This window comes from Mycobacterium colombiense CECT 3035, from assembly GCF_002105755.1.
Lineage (GTDB): Bacteria > Actinomycetota > Actinomycetes > Mycobacteriales > Mycobacteriaceae > Mycobacterium > Mycobacterium colombiense.
In genome coordinates, this window is sequence record NZ_CP020821.1 from 2,715,363 (window position 1) to 2,741,165 (window position 25,803).

Sequence of the window (25,803 nt, forward strand, 5' to 3'; positions counted from 1 at the left end):
TGATCCCATTCTGCAGGCGAGGCGCCGGTGCGGCGATGAATCGCGTTGATCAGCGCTATCGGCGGTGGTCAGCCGTGAGGGCTAAGCGCTGAGATCGATGCGGTGGGCGCCCTTGACACCGTCGTAGCGGTCGGGGCTACAGGTGAGGACGATCACCTGACCGTGGGTGCCCACGGTGTCGAACAACTCCCCCATCTTGGTCAACCGGTCCGGGTCGGTGAAACCGAGCGCGTCGTCGACCACCACCGGGACGGCGTCCTCCTTGGCGACCAGGGCCGCACCGGCCAGCCGCGCCAGGATGCCGAGTTGCTCCTTCGCGCCGCCGGATAGGGATTCGTACGGCACCGTGATGCCATTCAGCGTGCGGCTGCGAATGCACAGGTCGCTGTCGATGTCGACCTCGAAACTCGGACCGAAGACCGGGCGGCCGAGCCGCTGCAGCTCCGCACGATAGGGCTCGACGTAGCGCCGCCGGGTGGTGTCGCGATGCCGCGTCATCACCGACCGCAGCAGTTGCGCGGCGCGGGCGCGGCCGCCTATCTGGTTGTGTGCGTTGGCGGCGTGCTCGCGTTCGGTTTCCGCGGCGTCGAGCTTGCCTTGGCGTCCCTCGCTGCCGAACACCGAGAGTTCGATCGTGATCTCACGCAAGGCGCGGGCGGCTTCCTCGTAACGCTCGCGCAGCGAGTCGGATTCCCTTTTGGCATCGGCCAATTCGGTCTCGACAGCATCGGGTGCCGCCGCGGCGAGGGCGTCGGCGAGTTCGGTGGCCCGCTGTTGGGCGGCCTGCGCCTCGCCCAGGGCCGCGGCCGCGGCGACCGCGAGTTCGTCATCGCCGGCCGACGCGCGCTCGGCGGCCAGCCTGCCCGCGGCGGCGTCCAGCTCGGCGCGTTGAGCCTGCAGGGTGTTCTGCAGAACCGTTGCCCGCGTGGACAACTCGGTGAGCCCGGCGGCGGCGGCGGTGGCGGCCCGGCCGCGTGCGTCGCATTCGCTCGATGCAGCCGCGTGGGCCTGACGGACCGCGGCGAGTTCGGCGCGGGCGGCGCCGATGTCGGTAAGGGCGGGTTCGGCCCCGGCGGGGTGTTCGGCGCGCAACTGCGCCAGCCGCGACCGTAGCTCGTCGGCCTGCTCGTCGCCGCACAGGCCGGCCAGCGTTGCGGTGAGCTGATCGCGAGTGCTGTGCAGCTCACGGCGGCGCTGGTGGGCGGACCGTGCCGCGGCGAGGTCGCTCACCTCACCGACCGCCAGCGCTGCGGCCAACTCCTGCTGCGCCGCAGCGTGTTTGGCGTGAATGTCCAGCGTCGTCGCGCCGGGGGTGACCCGGGCGGCCAGGACGCCTGGGACCTCTACCGCGGTGGGCCCGGCGGCGGTGGTCGACCAGCGTTGTCCGGCCTGCAGGGAGATCTGCTGGCCACCCACGATCAGCTGAATGTCTGCGGCCGCGGTGAATTCGATCGCCGCCGACGTCAGCGCCAACTGGTCACCGGTGCGATCGACGGCGGCCGCCGCGTCCTCGATGCGTCGCAGCACCGACTCGGTGACGGCGATCGCGCCGAGCTCGACGCCGATCCGTTCGCGATCCCGCTCGATCGCGTCGATCTTGGCCAGCCGGGCGGTCAACCGGTCGGCCTCCTCGCGGGCGGCGAGTTGCTCGACGGTGCCTCGCGCGGATTCGGACCGCTGCTGCAACTCGGCATGGGCCTGGGTGGCCTGCTGCAGCGCGGCGGCGGACGCCTCGGCCTCTGCCTGCGCCGCCGCCCGGGCCGCCTCGGCTTCTTGGGCCTGCGTTTGCGTTTCGGCGACAGCGCCCGCGCGGGTTTCGATTTCGGCCAGCAATTGCCGGCGCGCGGTATGGGCGCCGCTCGCCGCGGCGGCGATGGCGTCCGCTGCCTCGGCGGCCAGCTGGGCTTCACGCCGCTGCGCGGTCAACGCCGCGATCTTGTCGGCGGCTTCCTGCGCGGCGGCCAGCCGCGGCCCGGCGGCGATGCGGCGCTGAGAGAAGTCGGCCACCTGCTCGGTCAACACGGCATGGCGGGCCACCCGGTCGTCCACCTCGGCGACCGCCGCCGCGCACTCGGCGACGGCGGCCTCGGCGTCGGCCAGCCGGGTGATCGCGGCGGCCCACTGGCCCGTCGGACGTCCGGTCGGGGTGAAGTAACGGCCGTATTCGGCATCGATGCGCTCGATGAGCAGAGGCTCGGTGCCGCACAGCCCCCCGCTGTCACCGGCGGCCACATCGAGCGCCCGCGAGAGCGCGTCGCACCCGGACAGATCCACCGCGGCGGTCGACGCCGACTGCAGCACCCGCTGGGCGTGCCACAGGTCGCTGTCCACCGTCTCGGCCAGCATCGCCCGGACCCGTTCGTGCGCCTCGTCGCCGGTCAGCTGTTCGCGGTACGGCCGGACCACCGTGAGCTCCGTCTCGCACTTCTTGTGAAACCGCTTGCGGTACACGAAACGGTATGGCCCGCAACTGATTTCGGCGGAAACCTCGGAGCCGACGTCGCTGTGGGTGGGCTTGACCTGCTTGACTTCCTTCTTCGTCGAGCGGTCCCGGGCTTCGAGCAGCAGATCCAGCGCTTCGATCATCGACGACTTGCCGATCTCGTTGGCGCCGGACACCACCACGACGCCGTGGTCGGGGAACTCGATGTCGCGGTGCGATATGCCGCGGTAGTTCGTCAGGATCAGCCGGTGCAGCTTCACGCCGCGCCCCGGTCGGCAAGGCGCAGTAGCAGCGCCAGCGCCGCCTGCGCGTCGGCCGCGGTCGCGCAGTCCTCCTCGCGCGCGGTCGCCACCAATTCCTCAACCGCCGCCGCGGCGAAACCTCCGATTCCGAGATCGCTGAATTCACCGTCGGCCGGGATCACCGCCAAGTCGGTGTGCCGTTCCCACAGGCCCAGCCAGGCGAACAACCGTGCGTATTTATCGAGGCAGGCGTCCAGCGCCGCGCGGTCGGTGACCGTCAACGAACCGGTCAGCGCGAGGCGCACCACGGTTCGGTCCTTGTCGGTCATCAGATCCAGGTTCATGTCCAGATCGGCGATGTCGCGACGGGTGTCGACCTGCCGGTGCATCGTGACGAAGCGCCAGCTGCCGAGGTGCCGCGGCGTCACGGAAACCGCGCGCCGCGGGTGGGCCTCGTCGATGTCGACGATCAGGACGTGGCCGGGGTCGGATTCGACGTCGTCGAAGTTGGTGACTTCCGGGGAGCCGGAGTACCACACCCGGCCGCTGGCGCCGACCTCGGTGCGTGAGTGCTTGTCGCCCAGCGCCACATAGTGCGCCGCGCCACGGGCCAGCGCTTCGTCAACCGTGGCGAGCCGGATCAGCGAGGGCTTGTCCCGATCGGGATCCAGCACGTCGACGCCGCCGTGCGCGACGAGGATGCGGGTGCCCTCAGCCGCGGGCAGGTCGCCGAGGACGTCGGCGACCAGGTCGGTGGTCGGCACCTTCGACCGCCACGGCGCGGCGACGATCTCCAGCCCGGGACGCACCTGATGCACGCCGGCCCGATCGAGCACCACCACGTTGTCGGGCCGTTCGGCGGTGAACAGCGCGCTGGTGTACACCGACGAGGCGTCCAGAGGATCGTGGTTGCCGGGCAGCAGGTACACCGGAATTCCGATGGCGCGCATGGCTTCCAGGGACTGCCCGATCACCTTGGGCGGAAGCTGATTGTGTTCGAAGACATCGCCGGAGACGACGACGAACTCGGCGCCCACTTCCGCTGCGAGCGCGCCCAGACCGGAAACCACGTCGCGGCGGGCCGCCGAGTACCGCGGCTGGGCGTCGCCGGCGAGGAAGTGCCGGGTCATGCCCAACTGCCAGTCGGCGGTGTGCAGGAATCGCATGCCGGCGACCCCCTTTCGAAGTGCGTGTTTACCTGGGCATCGAGAGTTTAGGTCTGCGCACCGACACGACGCGGGACCTCGATCGGCAGGTCTCGATCCGAGAAATCCGCGGCAACGGCGGGCTAGCTGGCCTAGGGCATAAGTCCGCCGCAAGCCGGGTACTTCTTGTATCTGATCGTGCTCGAGGTTCACGTTGAAGCGGCCGTCCAATGGACCGGCACCATTCAAAACGGGCCAGAGCGGCGGAGGGTGGAACAACGTGAACCGCGGCGACGACGACCGAAACCTCACTGAAGCAGCGGGGGAGACCACCGCGGATTATGGCGCCGACTTTCTTGACGAGCAGGAGAACGCGTCGACCGCTACCAGCGCGGCGGAAACCGTCGAAGGATTGCCGAGCGGCTCGGCGCTGCTGGTTGTCAAGCGTGGCCCGAACGCCGGTTCTCGATTCTTACTCGATCAGCCAGTCACCTCGGCGGGGCGCCATCCCGACAGCGACATTCTGCTCGACGACGTCACCGTGAGCCGCCGCCACGCCGAGTTTCGCCTCACCGAGGACGGCGGCTGGGCCGTCGCCGACATCGGCAGCCTCAACGGCACCTACGTCAACCGTCAGCCGGTGGACTCAACAGTGCTGGCCAATAACGATCAGGTACAGATCGGCAAGTTCCGGCTGGTCTTCCTGACCGGTTAGTCCTACCGTCTAGGCCCGGCCTCATCCGGCATTTCCGATGATCCGCCGATAGCTCGTTATCGTCTTGGCAGCCCGGCGATCCGGTGGAGGTGGGCATCGATCACGTGTTTGCCTCGACGATGGCGATGGTGACGGCCACGCGGCGTAGCCCTGGTGGCGCCGCACTGATTAATCTGACTTCTCGTGACTGACCAGCGCACCTTGCTGTTGATGCGGCACGCGAAGTCCGACTATCCGCCCGGTGTCGGCGACCACGATCGGCCGTTGGCGCCCCGCGGAATCAGGCAGGCCGGGCTCGCCGGCGACTGGTTGCGCGCCAACGCGCCCACCATCGATGGGGTGCTCTGCTCCACGGCGAGGCGCACCCGCGAGACGCTGCTGAACACCCGCGTCGATGCGCCGGTGCGATACAGCGAGCGCCTCTACGCCACCACCCCGGGCACGATGATCGACGAGATCAACGCGGTGGACGACGGCGTCAGCACGTTGCTCGTCATCGGGCATGAGCCGACGATGTCAGCCCTCGCCTTGGGGCTCGGCGGCGCCGGGGATACCAATACCTCTGCCGCCGAACGGATTTCGGCCAAGTTTCCGACGTCGGCGATCGCGGTGCTGACCGTGCCGTGCGCGTGGAAGCGGCTGGAGCTCGGCGTGGCCACGCTGACCGACTTCGAGGTGCCACGCTAGAACTCGATGGCGGCGACCCGCTGCGCCCGGCCTCGCCGCGCTTGCGATCGCCGCTAGGACTCGATGGCGGCGACCCGCCGCTAGGAGTTGGTGGCCAGCGTCAGCTCCATCAGCTTGATGGCCTGTCCGCACGCGTCGATACCCGGCGCCTGGGGGTTGATCCACCATCCGACCACCCCGGCGGCATCGCTGGCCACGCCGCACGCGCCGTTCGGGTCGTCGGGCCGCATCACGATGGAGTCGATGCCGGCGATCGAGCGGGTCTCGATCTTGTACTTCAGGAATTCGGCCACCTTGCGCTCGTTGGACAGGCTGCCCTGTTCGAACCAGAACCGGGTGATGTCGATCAGGCCGGCCGGGTTGGCCGCCTGCCAGCGGCAGATCGCGCCCACGAAGGTGCTCTGAATGTCGAGTGGATCAGCGCCCACGGTCTTGGCCAGGATGTCGCTGGTCAACACCTCACATTCCTTGAGCAGGTTCGGGTACTGCTGCTGGGAGTTGTTGTTGCGGGGCACATTGCCGCCCGCCTTGACCGCGTTGCCCCCGATCGAACGGGAACAGCCGGTCAACACCAGCAGCGCGGCGATCACGACCAGCGCGGCGATGCGGGCGGTCCTCATGCTGCGTGACCCGGCACGCGTCGGCGCCGTCATTTCGAGTTCGCAATCGATTGGCGAGCCAGTTCCTTCGCTATGTCGCACGGCGGCGGGAACGGCTTCTGGCTGAAGCTGATTGACCATTCAATAAAGTCGTCCTGGAACTGAATGCCCACCTCGCACAGTGAGTCACCCAGGTTGGGCTCGTTGCCGACGGCGATGAAGCCGCCGTGGCCGTCGATGTTGATGTCGTCGACGCTGGCGCGCGAGAGCTCCTCGGTCTTGCGTTCACGCCCGATGGGGCTCCCGCGATACCAGGAGAAGGAGAAGTGCGGACCGAGGATGCCGCCGCCGGCCAGCCACTGGCACCCGACCGAGTTGCGGGCGGTGTTGATCAGCCCGGTGACCTTGGTGAGCTCGGCGACGGTCTGGTCGCTGATGCCGCCGCATTGCGGGAACATCGCGCCGTGGTTGCCCTGGCCGTTCTGCGGCGTCGACGACGCCGTCGCGCCCGGTTTGTTGCCGCCGGAATCGGAGCAGCCCGCGGCCGCGGGGATCAGGATCGTCAATGCTGACGCCACAAGAGCCAGCGCCCTCGTGTCACGCCGCACCGCTACCCTGCTTCCGTTCCGCCCGCTGCTGGTCCACACGATGCACTGTAGCGGCAGCCCAGCGGGTCAACCACCGACGCGCCTGAGCAGGTATTTCGGGGCCGCCAACACGTGCGGTTCGGACCTTGACCCTCCGGCGGTTGGCGGGGACGGCCGGTCGGGCGGTATGCGACAGTTACCCCATGCTCCTGGCACTGCTGCGCCAGTACATCCGGCCGTACCGGCGGCCGGTGGCGGTGCTGATGGCGCTGCAGCTGGTCAGCAACCTCGCGTCGCTGTATCTGCCGACGGTCAACGCCGCCATCATCGACGAGGGCGTCGCCAAGGGCGACACCACCACGATCGTCCGGCTCGGCATGGTGATGCTCGGGGTCACCGCACTGCAGGTGGTGTGCTCGATCGGGGCGGTCTATTTCGGCTCGCGCACCGGGATGGGCTTCGGTCGTGATCTGCGCGCGGCGCTCTTCGACCACGTCACCACCTTTTCCGAGCGCGAGACGGGCCGGTTCGGCGCGCCGACCCTGTTGACGCGCAGCACCAACGACGTGCGGCAAATCCAGTACCTGGTCCAGATAACCGGCACCGTGCTGGTGACCGCCCCGATCATGTGCCTGGGCGGGATCTTCATGGCCATCCGCCAGGAGGCCGCGCTGACGTGGCTGCTGTTGGTCAGCGTGCCGATCATGGCGGTGGCCAACTACTGGGTGATGTCGCACATGCTGCCCCTGTTCCGGCGGATGCAGGGCCTCATCGACGGCATCAACCGGGTGATGCGCGACCAGCTGGCCGGCGTCCGGGTGGTCCGGGCGTTCGCCCGGGAGGATTTCGAGCGGGACCGCTTCGCTCGCGCCAACACCGCGCTGTCGAACACCGCGCTGACCGCGGGGAACTGGCAAGCGCTGATGCTGCCGGTGACCACGCTGACCATCAACGTGTCCAGCGTCGCGCTGATCTGGTTCGGCGGGTTGCGCATTGACCGCGGCCAGATGCAGGTCGGTTCGCTGACCGCCTTCCTGGCCTACTTCACCCAGATCCTGATGGCGGTGCTGATGGCGACGATGACGCTGGTGGTGTTGCCGCGGGCCTCCGTCTGCGCCGAACGGATCACCGAGGTGCTCGCCACCCGCCCCGCCGTCACCGACCCCCCGAATCCGCGGTCCCCGCGGGGCAAGATCACCGGTGCCGTGCGTCTGGAGGGTGCGACGTTCACCTACCCGGGCGCCGATCGTCCGGTGCTGCAGAACATTTCACTGACCGCACTACCCGGAACCACCACCGCGATCGTCGGCAGCACCGGTTCGGGCAAGTCGACGCTGGTCTCGCTGATCTGCCGGCTCTACGACGTGACCGGCGGCGCGGTCTCGCTCGACGGCATCGACGTCCGCGATTACCGGACCGAGCGGTTGTGGTCGGCGATCGGGCTGGTTCCCCAGCGCGGCTACCTGTTCTCCGGAACCGTCGCGGACAACCTGCGCTACGGCGCCGCCCCCGGCCAAGCGGTCAGCGACGAACAGATGTGGGAAGCGTTGCGGGTGGCCGCCGCCGACGATTTCGTGCGGGCCCACGACGACGGGCTGCGCATGCGGGTGGCCCAGGGCGGTATCAACTTCTCCGGCGGGCAGCGGCAGCGACTCGCCATCGCCCGGGCGGTCATCCGCCGCCCGGCGATCTATTTGTTCGACGACTCGTTCGCCGCGCTCGATGCGCGCACCGACGCGCGGGTGCGTGCCTCGCTGCGGGAAAGCTGCGGCGAGGCCACCGTCATCGTTGTCACACAACGCATCTCGATCGCCGCCACGGCTGACCAGGTGATCGTGATCGACGACGGGAAAATGGTGGGCGCGGGCACGCACGAATCGCTGCTGACCGATTGCACCACCTACGCCGAATTCGCCGACTCGCAGTCGGTCGACGCGGTGCGCTCGGGTCGCGTCGGGGGCGCGCCGTGACCAGTGCGAGCACCAACGCGGCCCGGATGTCGGCCCCTGCCACCCGTTCCGACGACTTCTGGGGCTCGGCAGCCCGCTTGGTGAAACGGCTTGCGCCGCAACGACGGCTGTGCGCGGCGGTGATCACCCTGGGAATCACGGGGACGGCGATCGGCGTGATCGTCCCGCGGATCCTGGGGCATGCCACCGATTTACTGTTCAACGGTGTGATCGGTCGTCAGCTCCCCGCCGGAATCACCAAGGCGCAGGCCATCGCCGCCGCGCGAAGCCGAGGAGCCAACACCTTCGCCGACCTGCTGTCCGGGATGAACGTCGTGCCGGGCCACGGCGTGGACTTCGGTGCGGTGGCGCGGACGCTGACGCTGGCGCTGGCCCTGTATCTCGTTTCCGCGCTGCTGATTTGGGGGCAGGCCCGGCTGCTCAACGTCACCGTGCAGCGAACCATGGTGGCGCTGCGTTCCGATGTGGAGGACAAGGTCCACCGGCTGCCGTTGTCCTACTTCGACGGCCGGCAGCGTGGTGAGCTGCTGAGCCGCGTCACCAACGACATCGACAACATCCAATCGTCGCTCTCGATGACGATCAGCCAACTGCTGACATCGATCCTGACCGTGCTGGCGGTGCTGGCGATGATGCTGTCCATCTCGCCGCTGCTGGTGTTGATCACCGTGCTGACGGTGCCGCTGTCGCTGGTGGCGACCCGGGCGATCGCGCGTCGTTCCCAGCGGCTGTTCGTCGCGCAGTGGACCAGCGTCGGACGCCTCAACGCCCACATCGAGGAGACCTACAGCGGTTTCACGGTGGTCACGACTTTCGGTCACCAGGCCGCGGCGCGCGAGCAATTCCGCACCCTCAACGACGACGTCTACCACGCCAGCTTCGGAGCGCAGTTCTTCTCCGGGCTGGTGGCGCCGGCGACCACCTTCATCGGCAACCTCGGCTACGTCGCCGTCGCCGTGGTCGGCGGCCTGCAGGTGGCCACCGGCCACATCACCCTGGGCAACATCCAGGCGTTCATTCAGTATGTGCGGCAGTTCAACTCACCATTGAGCCAGCTGGCCGGCATGTACAACACCCTGCAGTCCGGGGCGGCCAGCGCCGAACGTGTTTTCACGCTGCTCGACGAACCCGAGGAATCGCCGGATCCCGCGCCCACCGCCCACCCCGGCCCCGCCGTCGCGGCCGGGCGGCCCGCCGGCCGAGTCGAATTCGCCCACGTGAGCTTCGCCTACCGCCCCGGCACCCCGGTGATCGAAGACCTGTCCATGGTGGCCGAACCGGGCAGCACGGTGGCGATCGTCGGGCCGACCGGAGCGGGCAAGACCACGCTGGTCAACCTGCTGATGCGGTTCTATGACGTCGACGCCGGCCAGATCCTGCTCGACGGGGTCGACATCGCCACGCTGGATCGCCGGTCGCTGCGGTCGCGAATCGGCATGGTGCTGCAGGACACCTGGCTGTTCGAGGGGACGATCGCGGAGAACATCGCCTATGGTCGCCCCGGCGCCGCTGAGGACGAGGTGCTCGAGGCCGCAACCGCCGCCTACGTGGATCGTTTCGTGCGCACGTTGCCGGCCGGCTACCAGACCCGCATCAGCGGTGACGGAGGCAACATCAGCGCCGGCGAAAAGCAGCTGATCACCATCGCACGCGCATTCCTTGCCCGCCCGCAGTTGTTGATCCTCGACGAGGCGACCAGTTCGGTGGATACCCGCACCGAGGCCCTCATCCAGCACGCGATGTGCGAGCTGCGCCGCGACCGCACGAGTTTCATTATCGCGCACCGGCTTTCGACGATCCGTGATGCCGACCGGATTTTGGTGGTGGAGGCGGGCCGGATCGTCGAACAGGGCAATCACAGTGAACTGCTCGCCCGGCGCGGCACGTATTACGAGATGACACAGGCGTAACGCCGCGCGTCTGGCGGGCGCACCGATAAGCGGCCGCGATCGCTACCAAGAAGTTATTGAGAAGACACCAAGGAACAAACGCGACGCTGGGATCGTCCTACTCAATAACGCACCTGAAAGGGGTGACAGCAATGTTCTCCCGCCGCATCACCACAATCGCCACCACCGCCATCGGCGCTGCCGCCATCGGGCTGGCGGCCGTCGGTATGGCCGGCACCGCCGCGGCGAGCTCCGTGCAGACCGCCGATCAGGCGTTCCTGAGCCAGATGCAAAGCCTCGGCGTCACTTTCCCGTCGACGCAAGATGCCGTGCGCGCCGGCCACCAGGTATGCACCGACCTGTCCGCCGGCCAGACGCCGATCGCGGTCACCGTCCAGATCTTCCGCCACACCCACCTGACTCCCCCGCAGGCGGCCGGCGTGGTGAACGCGGCGACCATCGCCTACTGCCCGCAGTTCTCCGGGCAGCCCGCGTAGCGAGCCGACGGCACGCCAGCCGGCTCCAAGAATTCGTAGAGAAGTCAAAGAGGCGGACATCCGAAGCTCTTCTCAACAGACCCGCCAAGCGCGAGACACGAGAAGAGGCCCACCGTGAAGACCGCCAACATCGCCAAGACCCTCACTCTCGCGGCGGCGGCCGCCGCGGCCGCGCTCGGCCTGGCCGCGCCGGCCGGCGCCGCGGCTTCCCAGCTCACCTACGGCGACCCGGCCGCCGCCGCCCAGTTCTGGCGCCAGCAGCAATACGACGACTGTGTGCTCATGTCGAGCGCCGACGTCATCGGCGAGATCACCGGCGTGCAGCCGTCAGAACACGACATCATCGAGAAGGCACAGTCGACCCCCAGCGTCACCCACCCTGGCCCGATCTACACCAGGCCCGCCGCAAGCAGCAATCCGGAGTCGGGACCCGGAGCAAACACCGCGGACATCCCCGAGCTGCTGGCCCAGTACAAGATCGGCGCCGTCGCCACCGATAAGGACGACGCCGCACAAGCCGGCACCCCCGTGGGAATGGTAGGACTCGAGCGAGCGCTGGCCGCCGGTCACAAGGTGATCGTCAGCCTCAACGCCGAACTCATCTGGCACCAGCCCGTCGAGCAGAAGGACAAGAACGGCCGCCCGGAGTCCGATCACGCCGTGGTGGTGACCGGCGTGGACACCGTCACCGGCATCGTCCACCTCAACGACAGCGGCACCCCGGAGGGCCGCAACGAGCAAATTCCCATCCAGCTCTTCGTCGAATCCTGGGACACCAGCAACGAGTTGATGGTGGTCACCAGCTGAACCGACGGCCCGCGTGGGTATGTCTCGACGATGCAATCCAATTCGTGCGGGCCATCTACTATCGCGCTGGGTGCGAACACATTTCAGTTTTCCGGCAACACGGGACCGCGCTTGTGCGCGGCGATGCAGTCGACGACATGCCGTCGGAGCTCGACGGTTTGCCGGGATTGACAACGAATCCGCCCCGTTGGCGTCACAATCACCACTGTGACCTCATGGCATCCGACGCCGCGGACGCGGAAAGGCGGGTAGGCGCGATGGCGGACAAGCGTCTCGAATTCGGTCTGCTCGGGCCGCTGGAGATGAGCGTTGACGGTGCCCTGGTGCCGCTCGGCACACCCAAACAGCGGGCGGTGCTGGCCATGCTGCTGATGAACCGCAACAGCCCGGTCGGCGTCGACCGGCTGATCACCGCGCTGTGGGACGAGTCGCCGCCGTCGGGGGCGCGGGCCAGCCTGCACTCCTACGTGTCCAACCTGCGCAAGCTGCTGAGCGGCGCCGGCGTGGACCCGCGCAGCGTACTGGTCGCGGCGCCGCCGGGGTATCGGCTCAACATTCCCGATGACACTTGCGATCTCGGGCGCTTCATCGTCGAAAAGACCGCCGGCGTGCATGCGGCGGCGGCGGGACGCTTCGAACAGGCCAGCCGGCACCTGTCCGCGGCCCTGGCCGAATGGCGCGGCCCGGTGCTGGAGGACCTGGAGGACTTCCGGTTCGTCGACGCCTTCACCGCGTCCCTCGTCGAGGAGAAGATCCTGACGCACACGGCGCAGGCCGAGGCCGAAATCGCTTGCGGACGCGCGTTTACTGTGATCACCGAGCTGGAAGCGCTGACGGCCGAACATCCTTACCGCGAGCAACTGTGGGCTCAGTTGATGACCGCCTACTACCTGTCCGACCGCCAGTCCGACGCGCTGGCGGCCTACCGCCGCGTGCAAAAGTCGCTCGCCGATGACCTCGGGATCGACCCGGGCCAGAACCTGCGCGCCCTCAATGACCGGATCCTGCGCCAGGAACCGCTGGACGCCAAGAAAAACGCCATGACGACCGCGGCGGTCGCGATCACCGTGCTCGAGCAGTTCACGTCCGACAGGAAGGTGGTCGCCTATCTGCACGAGGTGACCGGGCGCAGCTATCCGCTGCAAGGGTCGACAACGATTGGGCGGCTTAGCGACAACGACATCGTCCTCGACTCCCCCAAAGTCAGCCGCCACCACGCCGTCGTCGTCGACACCGGAACCGGCTACATCATCGACGACCTACGGTCCTCCAACGGCGTGCATGTGCAGCACCAACGAATCCGCTCGGCCGCCACCTTGCAGGACGGTGACCGCGTCCGGATCGGCGACCACGAATTCACCTTCCAGGTCGCCGCCGACAACGGCGACGACGGCTAGGTGTCGTGACCTGACACGTTGTTGTCAGGCAGCGAGTCGGCTGATTGGTGGTCGTCCGCCGAGGGCGGAGTGGCCTCGTCGAGTGTTGTAGCGGCGAAGGAATTGGTCAAGACCGCGTCTGCGCAGGGTGTTGTTGGTCCAGGGCCGGGCGTAGGCCCATTCGTTGAGCAGGGTCCGGTTGAAGCGTTCTGCTTTGCCGTTGGTCCAGGGACAGCCGGGCTTGCTGAATCGGCGTTTGAGCTGCCAGGCCGAACAAACCCAGCCCCAGTCGGTGCCGTGTCGGTAGACCAACGCGTTGTCGGTCAGTAACCGACGCACGCGCACGCCGTGGGCGGCGAACCAGGCCAGTGCCCGGTGGAGAAACCCAGCGCACGTCGGGTCCTTCTCGTCGGAGAGCACTTCGCTGTAGGCCAGCCGGGTGTAGTCATCGATGGCGGTGTGGACGTAGTCGTAGCCGATCTTGGTCTTCTTGTGCCGGTGGGTAACTGAGACCGCGGCGTCGCGGCCGTGCAGCCGCCAGCCACCGCCTGAAGGGATGCGGCCGAGCTTTTTGACGTCGACATGGACCATGGCCCCTGGCGTGGGGTGTTCGTAGCGGTTGGCGCTGCGCGAAGAGCAGCGCACCGCCTCGCCGGTGATCGGGTCGATGGCACTTAGATGCGGCATCTGGTGGCGCGCCAGGATTCGCCCGACCGTCGAGGGATTCAGATCCAGTTCGGCGGCAAGCACCACAGCGCCACGCTTACGGCGTCGGCGGGCGGCGAGCACCTTCTGCTCGACCCGATGGCTGGTGCGGTTGGGCATCTGGATCGGCCGTGACGAACGGTCAGCCAGCGCGGCAATGCCGCCCTGGGCATATCGGCGCAACCACTTGTACACCGTCGCCCGCGAAATCCCCAGTTGCTCAGCCACATGCGCGGCCGGCCACCCGGCGGCGACACGCTCAACAATCAGCCGACGAGCGAACACATTGGTACGGGCGTTAGCGTGAGACACAAGGACCTCCTACGGGTGAATGCCAGACACATCCACTCCGTCAGGAGGTCCTCCCACTTTCAAGCAGGCACGCCGTTAACAACCTCGCGGGTCACGACAGCTAGGACCTCGTAAGGGCGACCCCGCGCTGACACGCGCCGCAATTGTTCCCGTTATCGTGCGGTGGGACGCCTGCGCGCTTACCGTCATGATTGCTCAGTCACGGGTTGCGATCGTGTGCCTGTCCGCAAAGTCTTGAATGAGAGCGGCAGGCTAGGGGTTGGGTTGGAAGGATGAGGAATGAGTGACGAGCAGTCCTCACGGGCGGGGTCGATGTTCGGCCCCTACCACCTGAAGCGGCTGCTGGGCCGCGGCGGGATGGGTGAGGTCTACGAGGCCGAACACACCGTCAAAGAGTGGACGGTCGCGGTCAAACTCCTCTCCGAAAGCTTCAGCCGGGACCCGGTGTTTCGCGAGCGGTTGAAGCGCGAAGCCCGCACCGCCGGTCGTTTGCAGGAACCGCACGTGGTGCCGGTGCACGACTACGGCGAAATCGACGGCCAGATGTTCTTGGAGATGCGCCTGGTCGAGGGCACCGACCTGGACAGCGTGCTCAAGCGCTTCGGGCCGCTGACCCCGCCCCGCGCGGTCGCGATCATCACCCAGATCGCCTCCGCGCTCGACGCCGCCCATGCCGGCGGGGTGATGCACCGCGACATCAAACCGCAGAACATTCTGCTCACCCGCGACGACTTCGCCTACCTGGTCGACTTCGGCATCGCCAGCGCCACCACCGACGACAAGCTCACCCAGCTCGGCACCGCGGTCGGCACGTGGAAATACATGGCGCCAGAACGGTTTTCCGATGCGGAGGTCACCTATCGCGCCGATATCTACGCGCTGGCCTGCGTGCTGTTCGAGTGCCTGACCGGAACCCCGCCCTATCGCGCCGACAGCGCGGGCGTGCTGGTATCGGCCCACATGATGGAGCCCATCCCGGCGCCCAGCGAGCAGCGCCCGGGCGTCCCCAAGGCCTTCGACGCGGTGATCGCCCGCGGCATGGCCAAAAAGCCCGAAGACCGCTACGCCAGCGCGGGTGACCTGGCGCTGGCGGCCAAGCAAGCGCTCAGCAACCCCGACCAGGACCGCGCCGCCACCATCTTGCGCCGCAGCCAGGAAGCCGCGCTGCCCACCGTCGAGAACCCCGGCGCCCAGGCCCACGCCGCCGCTGCGCCTCCGCCGGCGTACCAGCCCACGTACACCACCCCGCCGCCGTCGCCGTTCGACCCGCCGTCGGCGCCCATTTCCGGTCCGATAGCGGCGCAGGGCGCCGCGGCATGGACTCCCACCAGCGGACCGATCCCGGCGGCCGGCCAGCCCGCTCCGCCGTATTACCAAGGCGGCAACGCCAACTGGGGTGGGCCGCCACAGTTCACCAGCTCAACACCCTGGGGCCAGCCCCCGCCCAAGCCGCACCGCAATATCTGGCCCATCATCGCCGCCGTCGCCGTGGTGCTCGTTGTCATCGCGAGCGGGGTGGGCATCTGGCTGGTCGTCCGGCCCAAGCCGGAACCACCGCAGGCCGCGCCGCTGGGACCCGAACGCCTCAGCGGCCTGCTGCTCAGTCCGGCCGACATCAACGGTGTGATGGGCTCGTCGTCGATGCAGCCGGGCAAACCGATCACCGCGACGGACAGTTCCTCGGTGACGGTGTCCGCGCCGGATTGTCAGGGCGCGCTCTACACCACCCAGGATCCGGTCTACGCCGGCAGCGGCTACTCGGCGGTCAGCGGGCTGGTGTCCTCGGAGGCGGGCGACAATTACGACCACTGGGTCAACCAGGCCGTCGTGCTCTTCCCGTCCGCCGACAGGGCCAAGAGCTTCGTGCAGACCTCCGCGGAGAAGTGGAAGGGCTGCGCCGGTAAGACGGTGACCGTCACCAACAAGAGCAAGACCTATCGGTGGACGTTCGCCCAGCTGCAGGGCAGTCCGCCGAAAATCACCATGATGGATACCCAGGAAGGCGCCGACGGCTGGGAGTGCCAGCGAGCGCTCAGCGTGGCCAACAACGTCGTCGTCGACATCAACGCGTGCGGGTACCACATCAGCGACCAGGGCGGCCAGATCGCCGACAAGATCGTCGGCAAGATCGACAGCGATAAGCCGGAAGGCTGACCGACCGTACCGTTAAGGCGTTGTCACGACTGAAGATCGGGCCCCTGCGCCCGTAGGTCGTCGACCGCCGACATCGCGCCCCGCAACTTGGCCAGCCACTCCTCGGCGTGTTCGCCGACCAGCTTCACCGACCACGCGAGCGCGTCGGCGCGGGATCGGGCGACCCCGGCATCGACCAGCGTGTCGAGCACTTGGCGCTCGGGCTGCTTCAGCCGCGTCATGACCGGTACGGCGATGTGTGTGAACAGGATTCGCTCGGCGCCGGCCGTGGACGCGACCTCGACGCCCCAGGACACCTTGCGGCCGTAGCGATCCTGCGCTTCGTCGGCGATGTGCATCCGCTCCGAGCGGGTGTCTTCACGGAATCGCGAGGCCCGCCCGGCCGCGCGGGCCTCGCTGGCTTCGCCTTCCGCATCCGGCAGCTTGCCGATCACGGTGATCTCTTCGCGGTCGACGACCACTGTCGGGTCGCCGTCGAACCAGTCCTCCGGAAGACGACCGGCGAACCATTCCGCCGCGTCGCTGGCGTCGGGTTGCTGGGCCTGCTGCCAGCCTCCCGGGCGGCCGTACCGCCGATGTGTGTGATGCGCTTTCATGATTACATGATTACACCGTTACATACGTAAGGGAATGGCCTTTCACCGGCAGCGAAACGACGCCCGGCCACCGCGCCGCCCCACGTGGTCCCGAGCGACGGGTAACCGCTGGTCGAGGACTTTGACAAACCTGGGAAATCCGTTGATCTGGGTTGTGCGTCGGCGTATTTTGGTTAGCGAAGCAGGCCCGGAAGCGACCAATTCGAAGTGCCGGAACACGGGGTAGGAATCCGGCCGCGTAGGACACGCATAAGACGGAGTCAGACGCCCCCTGGAGTCGCGCCGGGCCTGCCCATGTGCCGGTCTAGTCGCCGTCGCCGCGCCGGACGCGAAAGAGCTTCACCTCACTCTTGATGCCCTTGAGGCGACGCGCGCCGGCGAACGAACCGGAGAACTGACCGCGATCGCCGATGACGTCCCAGACCGAGTCCGCGACCAGGACCGTGCCGGGGCGCGCCACGTTGGTAACGCGGCTCGCCACGTTGACCGGGCTGCCGAACCAATCACCGGCCCGGCTCACCGCCATCCCGGACGCCACCCCCGCTCGCAACCGGGGAAAGTCGTTGTCGGTGTCGACGGCTTCGACGAGTTTGACGATGACGTCGAGCAACGGCAGCGGATCGGGGCAGACGAGCATCACCGCATCACCGATCGTCTTGATGAATCGCACCGGGGGCACGGTCATGTCCCGGGCGAGGATGGCCAGCCGGTTGGCCAGATGACCCAGCTCCTCGGGTGACACCGCCTCGCCGATCTTCGTGAAGCCGACCAGGTCAGCGAAGGCGACGGTGATCTGGCGCGCTCCCGGCAGTGGCTTGCCGGCGGCCCGCTCCGCGGCATTGATCGCCTCGGTCTCCATCATGTGACGTAGCTGCATGAACAGCATGTGCTCGACCATCGGGCCGAGCATGGGCGCGATCTCGGCCACCAAAGCCTTTGAGGCCTGCGCGATTTCGAGTTCGGTGGCGCCGGGGCGCATGATCGCCGAAAGGGCCGTGTACCGCATGACTTCGGCGGCCCGCGACAGCCCCTCGGCGAGCACCCGCACCACCAGGACCAGTTGTTCGGGATCCAGTCCCAGCTCCACGAACCGCTGGGTGAAGGCGGCGGCTTCACCGTCGGCGCGCATGTGCACGGCCGCGTCGGGGTCGTCCACGCGAACCAGACCGATCGCGCGCTGCACCTGTTGCAGCAACCCCAGGTCGATGCCGTGGGCCTCGCTGATCTCGCGGGTCGACACGTAGGTGCCGTCGTCGCCCATGAGGTGGCGGGTGGCCAGCAGCAAGGGCGGATTGGTGGCGCAGATCTCCTCGGCGCTGACGCCCTGCTCGAACAGCCACTTCACCAGCTCGGCGCGCTCCGTGCGCGCGCTGCCCTCGAGCCCCTCGAGCAGATCGTCGATGTCGTGGTCGGCCCCGTCCTGCACGTCGCCAACGTACAACGCGGGCGAGCCATGATGTGAGGTGATGAGCACACCACTGCTGCGGGGATTCCCGCCCGTCGTCGACGAGCGCGCCAGGACGCTGATCCTCGGCTCGTTTCCCAGTGCACAGTCGCTGGCGGTCGGCCAGTACTACGCCAATCCGCGCAATGCGTTCTGGTCGATCACCGGCGAGCTGTTCGGCTTCGCCGCGGCCGCGCCCTACGACCGAAGGCTCGCGGCACTGCGGTCCCATGGCATCGCCCTCTGGGACGTGCTGCAGGCGTGCCGCCGGGTCGGCAGCTCCGATTCGGCGATTGAGCCAAAGAGCGTGTTGGTCAACGATTTTGGGGAGCTCTTTGAGCGCCACCCCGCCATCACCGCGGTGTACTTCAACGGCGCCAAGGCCGCCGATCTGTTCCGCCGGCTGGCGGCGGCGCCGCAGCGGATCCGGTATCAGCGGTTGCCGTCTACCAGCCCGGCCCATGCGGTGCGGCCGGGCGCCAAGCTCGCGGCCTGGAAGGTGATCGCGAGCGCGGCGTAGCCGGGCGAGGCGGGTCACCGTCATCGAGCCCGGCGGTGATCGCGAGCGAAGCTTAGGAGACCGGCGGTCGCCGCAGCGCCCACGGCCGGGCGGCTTCGATCTGCGCCGAGAGCGACAGCAGGGTCGCTTCCTCGTAGGGCCTGCCGACGAGTTGCACGGACATGGGCAAGCGATCCCCGTCGAAGTCCCACGGCACCACCGCCGCGGGCTGTCCGGTGAGGTTCCAGATCTGTTGGTAGGGAACGTATTGACCGACCCGCAGCAGCGTGGACACGGCGCCGCGGCGTTGATACGCGCCGATGCGCGACGGGCCCGTCGCGGTGCCGGGGGTGACGACGACGTCGACGTCGTCGAAGATCGCCTGGATCCGTGAGATCACCGCGCCCTCGTTGGCCCGGATGGCCTCCATCCGCCGGTCGGAGAAGAACGATCCCAAACGCGCGATGTTGCGGGTGCGCGTTTCCAGGCGTTCGGGGTGGGCCAGGGCGTCCGCGTCGTCGCAGATACCGCGTAGATAGCGGGGCAGGTAGTTGGCGAACATCGCCGAGGCCGGATATTCGGGGTCCGCCCTGATGACGTCGTGGCCGAGGTCGCGAAGCAACGCGCCCGCCTGGTCGACGGCGGTCAACTCGGCCTTGCCGACCCTGACGGGAAGCGGGGTTGGGACCTTGGTGCTCAACGCGATTCGCAACCGGCCGGGACTGCGCCCGGCCGCGGTCGCGAACTCTCCTTCGGGGCCGGGCACCGTCGACGTCGCATCCAGGAACACGGCCGCGTCCATCACCGTCCGCGCGATCGGGCCGTTGACGCTCAACCCGTACCAGGCGTCGTCGTGCGGTTCCAGCGACACGCGATCGCGTTGCGGCTTCAGGCCGAACAGGCCACACCACGTCGCCGGGATGCGGATCGAGCCGCCGCCGTCGGATCCCAGTGCCAGAGAGGCCAACCCGGCGGCGACCGCGGCGGCACTCCCGCCGCTGCTGCCGCCCGGGGTGCGGGTGGGATTCCACGGGTTGCGGGTGGCCCCGAAGGTCATCGACTCGGTGTAGGGCAGCATCATCAGCTCGGGCACATTGGTTTTGCCGATGATCACCGCCCCCGCGGCCCGCAACCGCCGCACCACCTCCGCGTCGGAGGTGACGGCCGGCCGGTGTCCGCCGCTGCCGAACGTCGTCACCTCCCCGGCGACGTCGACATCGTCTTTGATCGCGACCGGCACACCGAGCAGCGGTAGCCGTTCGCCCGCGGCCAGGCGCTCGTGCGCCACGGCGGCCTCGTACCGCGCTTGGTCGGCGAGCACCACGCGGTAGCAACGCAGTTGGCTGTCCAGCCTCGCGATCCGCTCCAGGTACAGCTCGAGCAACTCTGGCGCGGTCAAGTCACCGTTGGCCAGCATGCGCGCGTGTGCCGCCGCGCCGGCGAAGGCGAGATCGTTCACCGCGGCAGCGTATCCCGGCGATCGAGGCAGGCCCCGAATGGTCTCGGCATGGCCGCGACGCAGCAGCCAGTACCGTGGGCGACATGTCCTGCGTGTTCTGTGCGATCGTCGCCGGCGAGGCCCCGGCCATCCGGATCTATGAAGACGACGACTACCTGGCCATCCTCGACATCCGCCCGTTCACCCGCGGCCACACGTTGGTGCTGCCCAAACGGCACAGCGTCGATCTCACCGACACCCCGCCGGAGACGCTGGCCGGCATGGTCACCCTGGGGCAGCGCATCGCCCGGGCCGCGCGCAGCACCGAATTGGCCGACGCGACCAACATCGCGGTCAACGACGGCAGCGCCGCTTTCCAGACCGTCTTCCATATCCACCTGCACGTTTTGCCCCGCCGCAACGGCGACAAGCTCTCGGTGGCCAAGGGGCTGTTGCTGCGCCGCGACCCCGACCGGGACGCCACCGGCCAGATTCTGCGCACCGCGCTGGCCCGCATCGACGCAAGTCAGCCGGACTGAGCCGCCGGCCAGATCACGACCCGCGCCAGTACCAACCTGGCAAAAGCCCCACTTCGCGAAGGTCGGCAGCGGTTTAATGCCCTGGTAACTCGTGGTGAGGTTGTTCATTCCTTCACCACTCAGCAGGGGAGCGGCTGGTGCGGCGATGAAACGCTGGGCGGTGTATCCGTGGCGGCGGTCGGGGGTGCCCGCACGCACCGGCTGGCTGCTCGCCGGCGCGTACGGCGTCGCCGAGTTGTTGATCGTCGTGTCGAAGTTCTGGGGATCGCACGGCCCCTACGGGATGCGGCCGATCAACGCTGTCGTCATCGCGGCGTGTCTCACCGTCACGGCGGTGTGCGCCGGGATCGCGGCCCGAGGCAAGGCCGGACGGCAGCGATACGGCTGGCTGGCGCTGGTCACGGGCCTGGCCGGTTGGGCGGCGGGTGAGATCATCTGGGCGGTCTACGACGTGCGGCCGGAATTCGACCACGCCGCCAACCCGGCGGCAACCGAGATCGTGCTGCTGTTGTATCCGATCGGCGCGATGACCTCGCTGGTGTTGTTGTCCCGGCTCTCTCGCCTCGACAACTTCCTGCGTCTGCTGCTCGACGGCCTCATCGTGGCGACCTCGCTGTTCGTCATCTCCTGGGTGTTCGTGGTCGAAACTCAGCTGCGGGAGCACACCGGCACCAGCCTGACGACGCTGGTGGAGGTCTTCAGCGACATCGTCCTGCTGACGACGGCGATCCTGATGCTGTCGCGGGCGCGCCCCGGTGACCAGCCGAGCCGAATCCTGCTGGCCAGCGGGATCGGGACGATCAACCTTGCCGACCTGGTGCTGGTTTTCGACACCGGTATCGGTAGCTATCACACCGGCTACTTGGCCGACCTGACCCGGGTCGCCGGGCTGGCGATGCTGGCGCTGGCCGCAGCGGCCAGCCGCCACGAGCGTCCCCCGGCGCCATTGTCACCATCACCGGACGAGGTGGAGCTGCACACCCGCCTGTGGCTGCCGTACCTGCCGCTTACCATGGCGGCGGCGGTGGGCTGGGCGCACGCGGCCGGCAATACGCTGCACAAACCCTTGCTGGGCGCACTGGGAATACTGGTGGCCGCCGTGCTGGCCCGACAATTCGTGGCCCTGGTGGAGAACCAGAATCTGCTGTCCGAAGTCGCGCAGGAGGCCTTCCGCGACCACCTGACCGGTCTGGCCAATCGGGCGCTGTTCCTGCATCGGTTGGAGTTGGCCGTCGCGCGTCGACATCCCGACGGCACACCGATCGCGGTGTTGTGCCTGGACCTCGACAACTTCAAAGCGGTCAACGACGCCCTGGGGCATCCGGCCGGCGACGAACTCCTGGTCCGCGTGGCCGGCCGGCTCACCGCCGCGCTGGGCGACACGGGCACCATCGCCCGGCTGGGTGGCGACGAATTCGCGGCGGTCATCGAAGCCTCCGTCGAAGAATCGCAGGCGGCCGCCCACCGCATCCTCGACGCCTTCGCCGGGGCGATCATGATCGACGGCATTCCGATCACGGTGCGCCCGAGCATCGGATTCACCGTGGCCACCGGCTCGGCGAACTGCACGGTCGATCAGCTGCTGCGGCACGCCGACTTGGCCATGTACGCGGCCAAACGTGAAGGCGGCCAATGCATCCGCAGCTTCATGCCGGACTTGCCGCTGCCGTACGCGTTTCCGGCGGCGCCGGGTTCGAACAGATCGCCGGGGGCCTCCCGCCCTATCAGCGGTGGCGACGGAGATGCGCCGCGGGATCGCCGGCCCACCGCGGAGGTCGCGACCGCCGCACCGAGCCCGCCCGAGGAGGCACCCGACACCGTCCGCCGGCCGCCGCGGGACGTGCGGGCCGCAATCGCGCTGCTGACGATCGGAGTGATCGCCTTCACCGTGTCCAGCGTCGTACGCCCGAACGCCGGCCTCGGCATCGTCTCGGCTGCCGCGCTGTTCACGGCGCTGACCGTGGTCGCGGCCGGACTGATCGCGCTGCGCGCCTACCGCGTCCCGGCCGACCGGTTGGCCTGGGCGCTGATCGCCGCGGGGATGGCGTCCTCGGCCGTGGGTGACGTCGTCTATGCCTTGTGGGTGCCAAACGGCCGATCCCCATCGGTGGCCGATCCGGAGTATCTGGCGTACTACCCCTTCGTCTACGCCGGGCTGTTGCTGTTGATGCGGGCACGGCTCAAGCGGCTGCCGATGCCGATTCAGCTCGACTCGTTCATCTGCGCGTTGACGTTGGCGGCGGTGGCCGCGGCGTTGACCGCCGGCCCCATCCGGGCGGCCGCGATACGCAGCCCGGCGACCGTATGGGTGGGGCTGGCCTATCCATGGAGCGATCTGGTGCTCCTGGCCCTGGCCGCCGGGATGTTGCCGATCCTCGGTTGGCGCAACGAGATTCGCTGGGCGCTGCTGGTGGCCGGATTGGTCCTGTTTGCGGTCTCCGACGCCGCCTATTTGTTTCAATCGTCCGCCGGTGTGTATCGGGCCGGCTCGTTGCTGGATGCCGGTTGGGCCGCGTCGTCATTGCTCATCGCGATGGCGAGCTGGGCCAGATCGTCGTCGATCACGCCACCATCCCGGGGCCGCTACGGGCCCTACATCACTCCGGTGGTGGCCGCCATCGTGGCGCTGGGCGTGATTGTCCTGGCGCATCATTCGCGACTCGCCGCAACCCTGGCGGCGCTGAGCCTGGTCGTGGCGACCGGGCGGTTCGCGCTGACGTTCCGCAACGCGGGCCTGCTGCAGACGAACGACAGGCACGCCATGATCGACGAGCTGACGGCGCTGCCGAACCGCCGTTCACTGGCGACGGCGCTAAGCGGGTTGCCGGTTTCGCCACCAACCGGATCCAGGTCGATGCCGACCAGGGCACGCGCGCGCCGCGCGCTGTTGCTGTTGAGCCTGAGCGATTTTCACGAGATCACCGATTCGATCGGCAGCCAGTTCGGTGACGAGCTGCTGTGCCATATCGCAAATCGACTGGCCGGCTGCGTCCGTCGTGACGATCTGCTCGCACGGGTGGGTGAAGACCAATTCGCCGTGCTGCTGTCGGACGGCGCCAACCTCACCGCGGCCAGCGCCTCGGCGGGGCGGCTACTCGAAGCCTTAAGTGAGCCAATTGCTTTGGATCCGATTACCGTGCAGGTGGACGCCCGCATCGCCATCGCGCTCTGCCCGGACCACTGCGACTCCCCGCAAGACTTGCTGAGCCGCGCCGAGATCACCATGGCGCACGCCAAATCCGCGCGCAGCAAGATCGCGGTCTACGACTCGTCGCTCGAGGTTCATCGCGACAACGACCCGAGCCTCATCGAGGAGTTGCGCACAGCGTTGTTCGACACCGACGAGCTGAGGCTGCACTACCAGCCCAAGATCGACGGCAGGGACGGCAGCGTCCACAGTGTCGAGGCGGTGCTGCGCTGGCAGCACCCCACCCGCGGAACGCTGCTGCCGGAGGAGTTTTTGTCCGTCGCCGAACGCGCCGGGCTGATGCGCAAGATCTCCAACCGCACGCTGTCCATGGCGCTGGCGCAGGTCCGCTCGTGGCGCGACGAAGGCATGCCGCTGACCGTCGCGGTGAACTTGTCGACGACCAATCTGCTGGACATCGAACTCGTCGGCACCGTCGAGCGGCTCCTGGCCAACCACGATTTGCCGGCCGAGGCGCTCATTCTCGAGATCACCGAGAGCGCGCTGGTGGACTCGGTGCGATCCCGCAACACCGTCGCCGCGCTGCAGGGCCTGGGGATCCGGATCTCGCTCGACGATTACGGCACCGGTTGGTCGTCATTGGCTCGCCTGCAAGAGGTTTCGGTCGACGAGCTGAAACTCGACCGAATCTTCGTGTCGCGCCTGGCCCACGACGCGCGCTCGGTCGCCATCGTGCGGTCGACGGTGGCGCTGGCGTCCAACCTGGGTGCCGATCTGGTTGCCGAGGGAGTGGAGAACGAGGCCACGCTGAACGCCCTGCGACGGTATGGGTGCAACATCACCCAGGGCTTCGTGCACAGCCCGCCGCTGCCGCCGGACGACCTGCGCGACTGGATCGCCGACAACGCGCCGAATAGCCACCCCGCCCGGTCCAACGAGCGGGCGAGTTCGAACGAGGGCTAGAACAGCTCCTTGGCCAGCAGTTCCAGCGTCGCGACCCGCGCCGGCGCGGTGCCGGGATCGGTACCGCGACGCGCCGAGGCCACCGGGTTCACCATGACTTCGTCGACGCCGAACCGCTCCGCCAGCGCCCGGATCTGGTCGGCGGCCTCGGCCGGTGCGCCCACAACGCCGCGGCGCAGGCCGCTCTCGACGATCCGCTGTTGCTGCCCGGTCAGCTCGGCCACCGCGGCCTCCTCGACCAGCGGCACCGGCCCCAGCGGCTGGCCGGTCCTGAGCCGGGCCATCATCTGAAGGTTGGGCAGCCTCAAAGCTGTTGCGTCTTCCCGCGTTTCGGCGACCACGGCGTTCACCGTCAGAAAAGTCAGCGGCTCGGCCGTCAGCTCACTGGGCTTGAACCGCGAGCGGTACACCTCGAGCGCCTCCTCGGTTCCGTTGCCCGAGAAGTGATGCGCGAACACATAGGGCAACCCCTTGGCGGCGGCCAGATGCGCCGAGTACATCGACGAGCCCAGCAGCCACAGGCGCGGTTCACCGGCCGCGGCGGGGGTGGCCTTGAGGGTGTAGTCACCCGAGCGCAGCGGAACCCGCACGCCGCGAGCGCTCATCAGCGCCGCCACGTCGTCGAGGTATTCGGGGAAGTTCTCGATGTCGCGATCGTCCCGGCCGCCCCGCAGCGCGTACGACGTCACCGGATCCGAGCCGGGCGCGCGGCCGATGCCGAGGTCGATGCGGCCCGGGGCGGCGGCTTCCAGCAGCGCGAATTGCTCGGCCACCGCCAGCGGCGCGTGGTTGGGCAGCATCACGCCACCCGACCCGAGCCGAAGCTGCGAGGTCTGCGCGGCCAGGTAGGCCAGCACCACGGGCGGGCTGGTGGCACCCACCGACGGCATGTTGTGGTGCTCGGCGACCCAGTAGCGGGTGAAACCCAGCCGGTCCGCGGCCTGCGCGAGATGGACGGTGGCGGCCAGGGCCCCACCGGTCGTCTGGTCGGTGCGCACCGGGATGAGGTCAAGAACGGAAAGACGCACGATCGCGTCAACGCGCCAGG

At 68.2% G+C, this 25,803-nt stretch carries 20 protein-coding genes; 11 read left to right on the plus strand and 9 right to left on the minus strand.

All coding sequences use genetic code 11. The features are described 5' to 3' along the window. Positions 1-81: 81 nt before the first annotated feature. Positions 82-2,703 (minus strand): AAA family ATPase, encoded by a 2,622-nt coding sequence (locus B9D87_RS12435; protein ID WP_007773799.1) that lies wholly within the window; start codon positions 2,701-2,703, stop codon positions 82-84. Next, a complete protein-coding gene (locus B9D87_RS12440) occupies positions 2,700-3,851 on the minus strand; it encodes a metallophosphoesterase family protein (RefSeq protein ID WP_007773797.1) in 1,152 nt (383 codons plus the stop codon). The genes B9D87_RS12435 and B9D87_RS12440 overlap by 4 nt, the downstream gene beginning before the upstream one ends. A 259-nt stretch (positions 3,852-4,110) precedes the next feature. Between B9D87_RS12440 and odhI the strand changes: the two genes are divergently transcribed. After that, the gene (gene odhI, locus B9D87_RS12445; RefSeq protein WP_007773796.1) at positions 4,111-4,545 is read left to right on the plus strand and encodes an oxoglutarate dehydrogenase inhibitor Odhl; all 435 of its coding nucleotides are present in this window, start codon (positions 4,111-4,113) and stop codon (positions 4,543-4,545) included. 183 nt (positions 4,546-4,728) lie between these two features. Further along, the gene (locus B9D87_RS12450) at positions 4,729-5,232 is read left to right on the plus strand and encodes a SixA phosphatase family protein (protein ID WP_007773795.1); all 504 of its coding nucleotides are present in this window, start codon (positions 4,729-4,731) and stop codon (positions 5,230-5,232) included. Positions 5,233-5,312: 80 nt separating this feature from the next. Here B9D87_RS12450 and B9D87_RS12455 read toward each other — a convergent pair whose 3' ends face one another. Together B9D87_RS12455 and B9D87_RS12460 are read right to left on the minus strand one after the other, a co-directional pair. Next, positions 5,313-5,852 (minus strand): DUF3558 domain-containing protein, encoded by a 540-nt coding sequence (locus B9D87_RS12455; RefSeq protein ID WP_007773794.1) that lies wholly within the window; start codon positions 5,850-5,852, stop codon positions 5,313-5,315. A 29-nt stretch (positions 5,853-5,881) separates the two neighbouring features. Continuing rightward, positions 5,882-6,439: a DUF3558 domain-containing protein gene (locus tag B9D87_RS12460; protein WP_007773792.1), complete on the minus strand. Its 558-nt coding sequence runs from the start codon at positions 6,437-6,439 to the stop codon at positions 5,882-5,884. Positions 6,440-6,621: 182 nt separating this feature from the next. On the opposite strand from B9D87_RS12460, the gene B9D87_RS12465 reads away from it, so the two are divergent. The 5 genes from B9D87_RS12465 to B9D87_RS12485 all read left to right on the plus strand — a co-directional run bounded on the left by B9D87_RS12465 (position 6,622) and on the right by B9D87_RS12485 (position 12,978). Continuing rightward, the gene (locus B9D87_RS12465) at positions 6,622-8,388 is read left to right on the plus strand and encodes an ABC transporter ATP-binding protein (RefSeq protein ID WP_007773791.1); all 1,767 of its coding nucleotides are present in this window, start codon (positions 6,622-6,624) and stop codon (positions 8,386-8,388) included. 26 nt (positions 8,389-8,414) lie between these two features. Next, positions 8,415-10,298, plus strand: a complete 1,884-nt coding sequence (locus tag B9D87_RS12470; protein ID WP_085977863.1) for an ABC transporter ATP-binding protein — start codon at positions 8,415-8,417, stop codon at positions 10,296-10,298. Between the two features lie 131 nt (positions 10,299-10,429). After that, a complete protein-coding gene (locus tag B9D87_RS12475; RefSeq protein WP_007773788.1) occupies positions 10,430-10,774 on the plus strand; it encodes a DUF732 domain-containing protein in 345 nt (114 codons plus the stop codon). 114 nt (positions 10,775-10,888) lie between these two features. After that, positions 10,889-11,581: a hypothetical protein gene (locus tag B9D87_RS12480; RefSeq protein ID WP_007773787.1), complete on the plus strand. Its 693-nt coding sequence runs from the start codon at positions 10,889-10,891 to the stop codon at positions 11,579-11,581. A 215-nt stretch (positions 11,582-11,796) separates the two neighbouring features. Next, on the plus strand, positions 11,797-12,978 hold the full coding sequence (locus B9D87_RS12485) for a BTAD domain-containing putative transcriptional regulator (RefSeq protein WP_415623595.1): 1,182 nt from the start codon (positions 11,797-11,799) through the stop codon (positions 12,976-12,978). Between the two features lie 24 nt (positions 12,979-13,002). Here B9D87_RS12485 and B9D87_RS12490 read toward each other — a convergent pair whose 3' ends face one another. Continuing rightward, entirely contained in the window at positions 13,003-13,974 is a 972-nt protein-coding gene (locus B9D87_RS12490; RefSeq protein WP_040631171.1) for an IS481 family transposase, read from the minus strand. A gap of 279 nt (positions 13,975-14,253) precedes the next feature. Here B9D87_RS12490 and B9D87_RS12495 point away from each other — a divergent pair, with 279 nt between their 5' ends. Continuing rightward, a complete protein-coding gene (locus B9D87_RS12495; RefSeq protein WP_007773784.1) occupies positions 14,254-16,128 on the plus strand; it encodes a serine/threonine-protein kinase PknH/PknJ in 1,875 nt (624 codons plus the stop codon). 23 nt (positions 16,129-16,151) lie between these two features. Here B9D87_RS12495 and abmR read toward each other — a convergent pair whose 3' ends face one another. Both abmR and B9D87_RS12505 read right to left on the minus strand, forming a co-directional pair. After that, entirely contained in the window at positions 16,152-16,724 is a 573-nt protein-coding gene (gene abmR, locus B9D87_RS12500; RefSeq protein ID WP_007773783.1) for an ATP-binding transcription factor AbmR, read from the minus strand. Between the two features lie 304 nt (positions 16,725-17,028). Further along, a complete protein-coding gene (locus B9D87_RS12505; protein ID WP_238553472.1) occupies positions 17,029-18,150 on the minus strand; it encodes an adenylate cyclase regulatory domain-containing protein in 1,122 nt (373 codons plus the stop codon). Between the two features lie 40 nt (positions 18,151-18,190). Between B9D87_RS12505 and B9D87_RS12510 the strand changes: the two genes are divergently transcribed. After that, on the plus strand, positions 18,191-18,688 hold the full coding sequence (locus B9D87_RS12510) for a DNA-deoxyinosine glycosylase (RefSeq protein ID WP_007773775.1): 498 nt from the start codon (positions 18,191-18,193) through the stop codon (positions 18,686-18,688). Between the two features lie 52 nt (positions 18,689-18,740). Here the strand turns inward: B9D87_RS12510 and B9D87_RS12515 are convergent, their stop codons facing one another. Then, positions 18,741-20,084, minus strand: a complete 1,344-nt coding sequence (locus tag B9D87_RS12515) for an amidase (RefSeq protein WP_052002559.1) — start codon at positions 20,082-20,084, stop codon at positions 18,741-18,743. Between the two features lie 125 nt (positions 20,085-20,209). Here B9D87_RS12515 and B9D87_RS12520 point away from each other — a divergent pair, with 125 nt between their 5' ends. Continuing rightward, the gene (locus B9D87_RS12520; RefSeq protein WP_007773772.1) at positions 20,210-20,644 is read left to right on the plus strand and encodes an HIT family protein; all 435 of its coding nucleotides are present in this window, start codon (positions 20,210-20,212) and stop codon (positions 20,642-20,644) included. A 145-nt stretch (positions 20,645-20,789) separates the two neighbouring features. After that, positions 20,790-24,755, plus strand: coding sequence for a bifunctional diguanylate cyclase/phosphodiesterase (locus B9D87_RS12525; RefSeq protein WP_080598611.1), 3,966 nt, complete (start codon positions 20,790-20,792; stop codon positions 24,753-24,755). Here the strand turns inward: B9D87_RS12525 and B9D87_RS12530 are convergent. Beyond that, positions 24,752-25,783, minus strand: a complete 1,032-nt coding sequence (locus B9D87_RS12530; protein WP_007773767.1) for an LLM class flavin-dependent oxidoreductase — start codon at positions 25,781-25,783, stop codon at positions 24,752-24,754. The two genes, B9D87_RS12525 and B9D87_RS12530, sit on opposite strands and share 4 nt — an antisense overlap. Between the last annotated feature and the right edge of the window lie 20 nt (positions 25,784-25,803).

What these genes read in the sequence shown, in the direction of transcription:
- B9D87_RS12510 (WP_007773775.1), top strand. Translation starts at nt 18,191, where the DNA reads ATGAGCACACCACTGCTGCGGGGATTCCCGCCCGTCGTCGACGAGCGC.
- B9D87_RS12455 (WP_007773794.1), bottom strand. Translation starts at nt 5,852, where the DNA reads ATGAGGACCGCCCGCATCGCCGCGCTGGTCGTGATCGCCGCGCTGCTG.
- abmR (WP_007773783.1), bottom strand. Translation starts at nt 16,724, where the DNA reads ATGAAAGCGCATCACACACATCGGCGGTACGGCCGCCCGGGAGGCTGG.
- B9D87_RS12515 (WP_052002559.1), bottom strand. Translation starts at nt 20,084, where the DNA reads ATGCTGGCCAACGGTGACTTGACCGCGCCAGAGTTGCTCGAGCTGTAC.
- B9D87_RS12440 (WP_007773797.1), bottom strand. Translation starts at nt 3,851, where the DNA reads ATGCGATTCCTGCACACCGCCGACTGGCAGTTGGGCATGACCCGGCAC.
- B9D87_RS12485 (WP_415623595.1), top strand. Translation starts at nt 11,797, where the DNA reads ATGGCATCCGACGCCGCGGACGCGGAAAGGCGGGTAGGCGCGATGGCG.
- B9D87_RS12495 (WP_007773784.1), top strand. Translation starts at nt 14,254, where the DNA reads ATGAGTGACGAGCAGTCCTCACGGGCGGGGTCGATGTTCGGCCCCTAC.
- B9D87_RS12525 (WP_080598611.1), top strand. Translation starts at nt 20,790, where the DNA reads ATGAAACGCTGGGCGGTGTATCCGTGGCGGCGGTCGGGGGTGCCCGCA.
- B9D87_RS12470 (WP_085977863.1), top strand. Translation starts at nt 8,415, where the DNA reads ATGTCGGCCCCTGCCACCCGTTCCGACGACTTCTGGGGCTCGGCAGCC.
- B9D87_RS12520 (WP_007773772.1), top strand. Translation starts at nt 20,210, where the DNA reads ATGTCCTGCGTGTTCTGTGCGATCGTCGCCGGCGAGGCCCCGGCCATC.
- B9D87_RS12475 (WP_007773788.1), top strand. Translation starts at nt 10,430, where the DNA reads ATGTTCTCCCGCCGCATCACCACAATCGCCACCACCGCCATCGGCGCT.
- B9D87_RS12465 (WP_007773791.1), top strand. Translation starts at nt 6,622, where the DNA reads ATGCTCCTGGCACTGCTGCGCCAGTACATCCGGCCGTACCGGCGGCCG.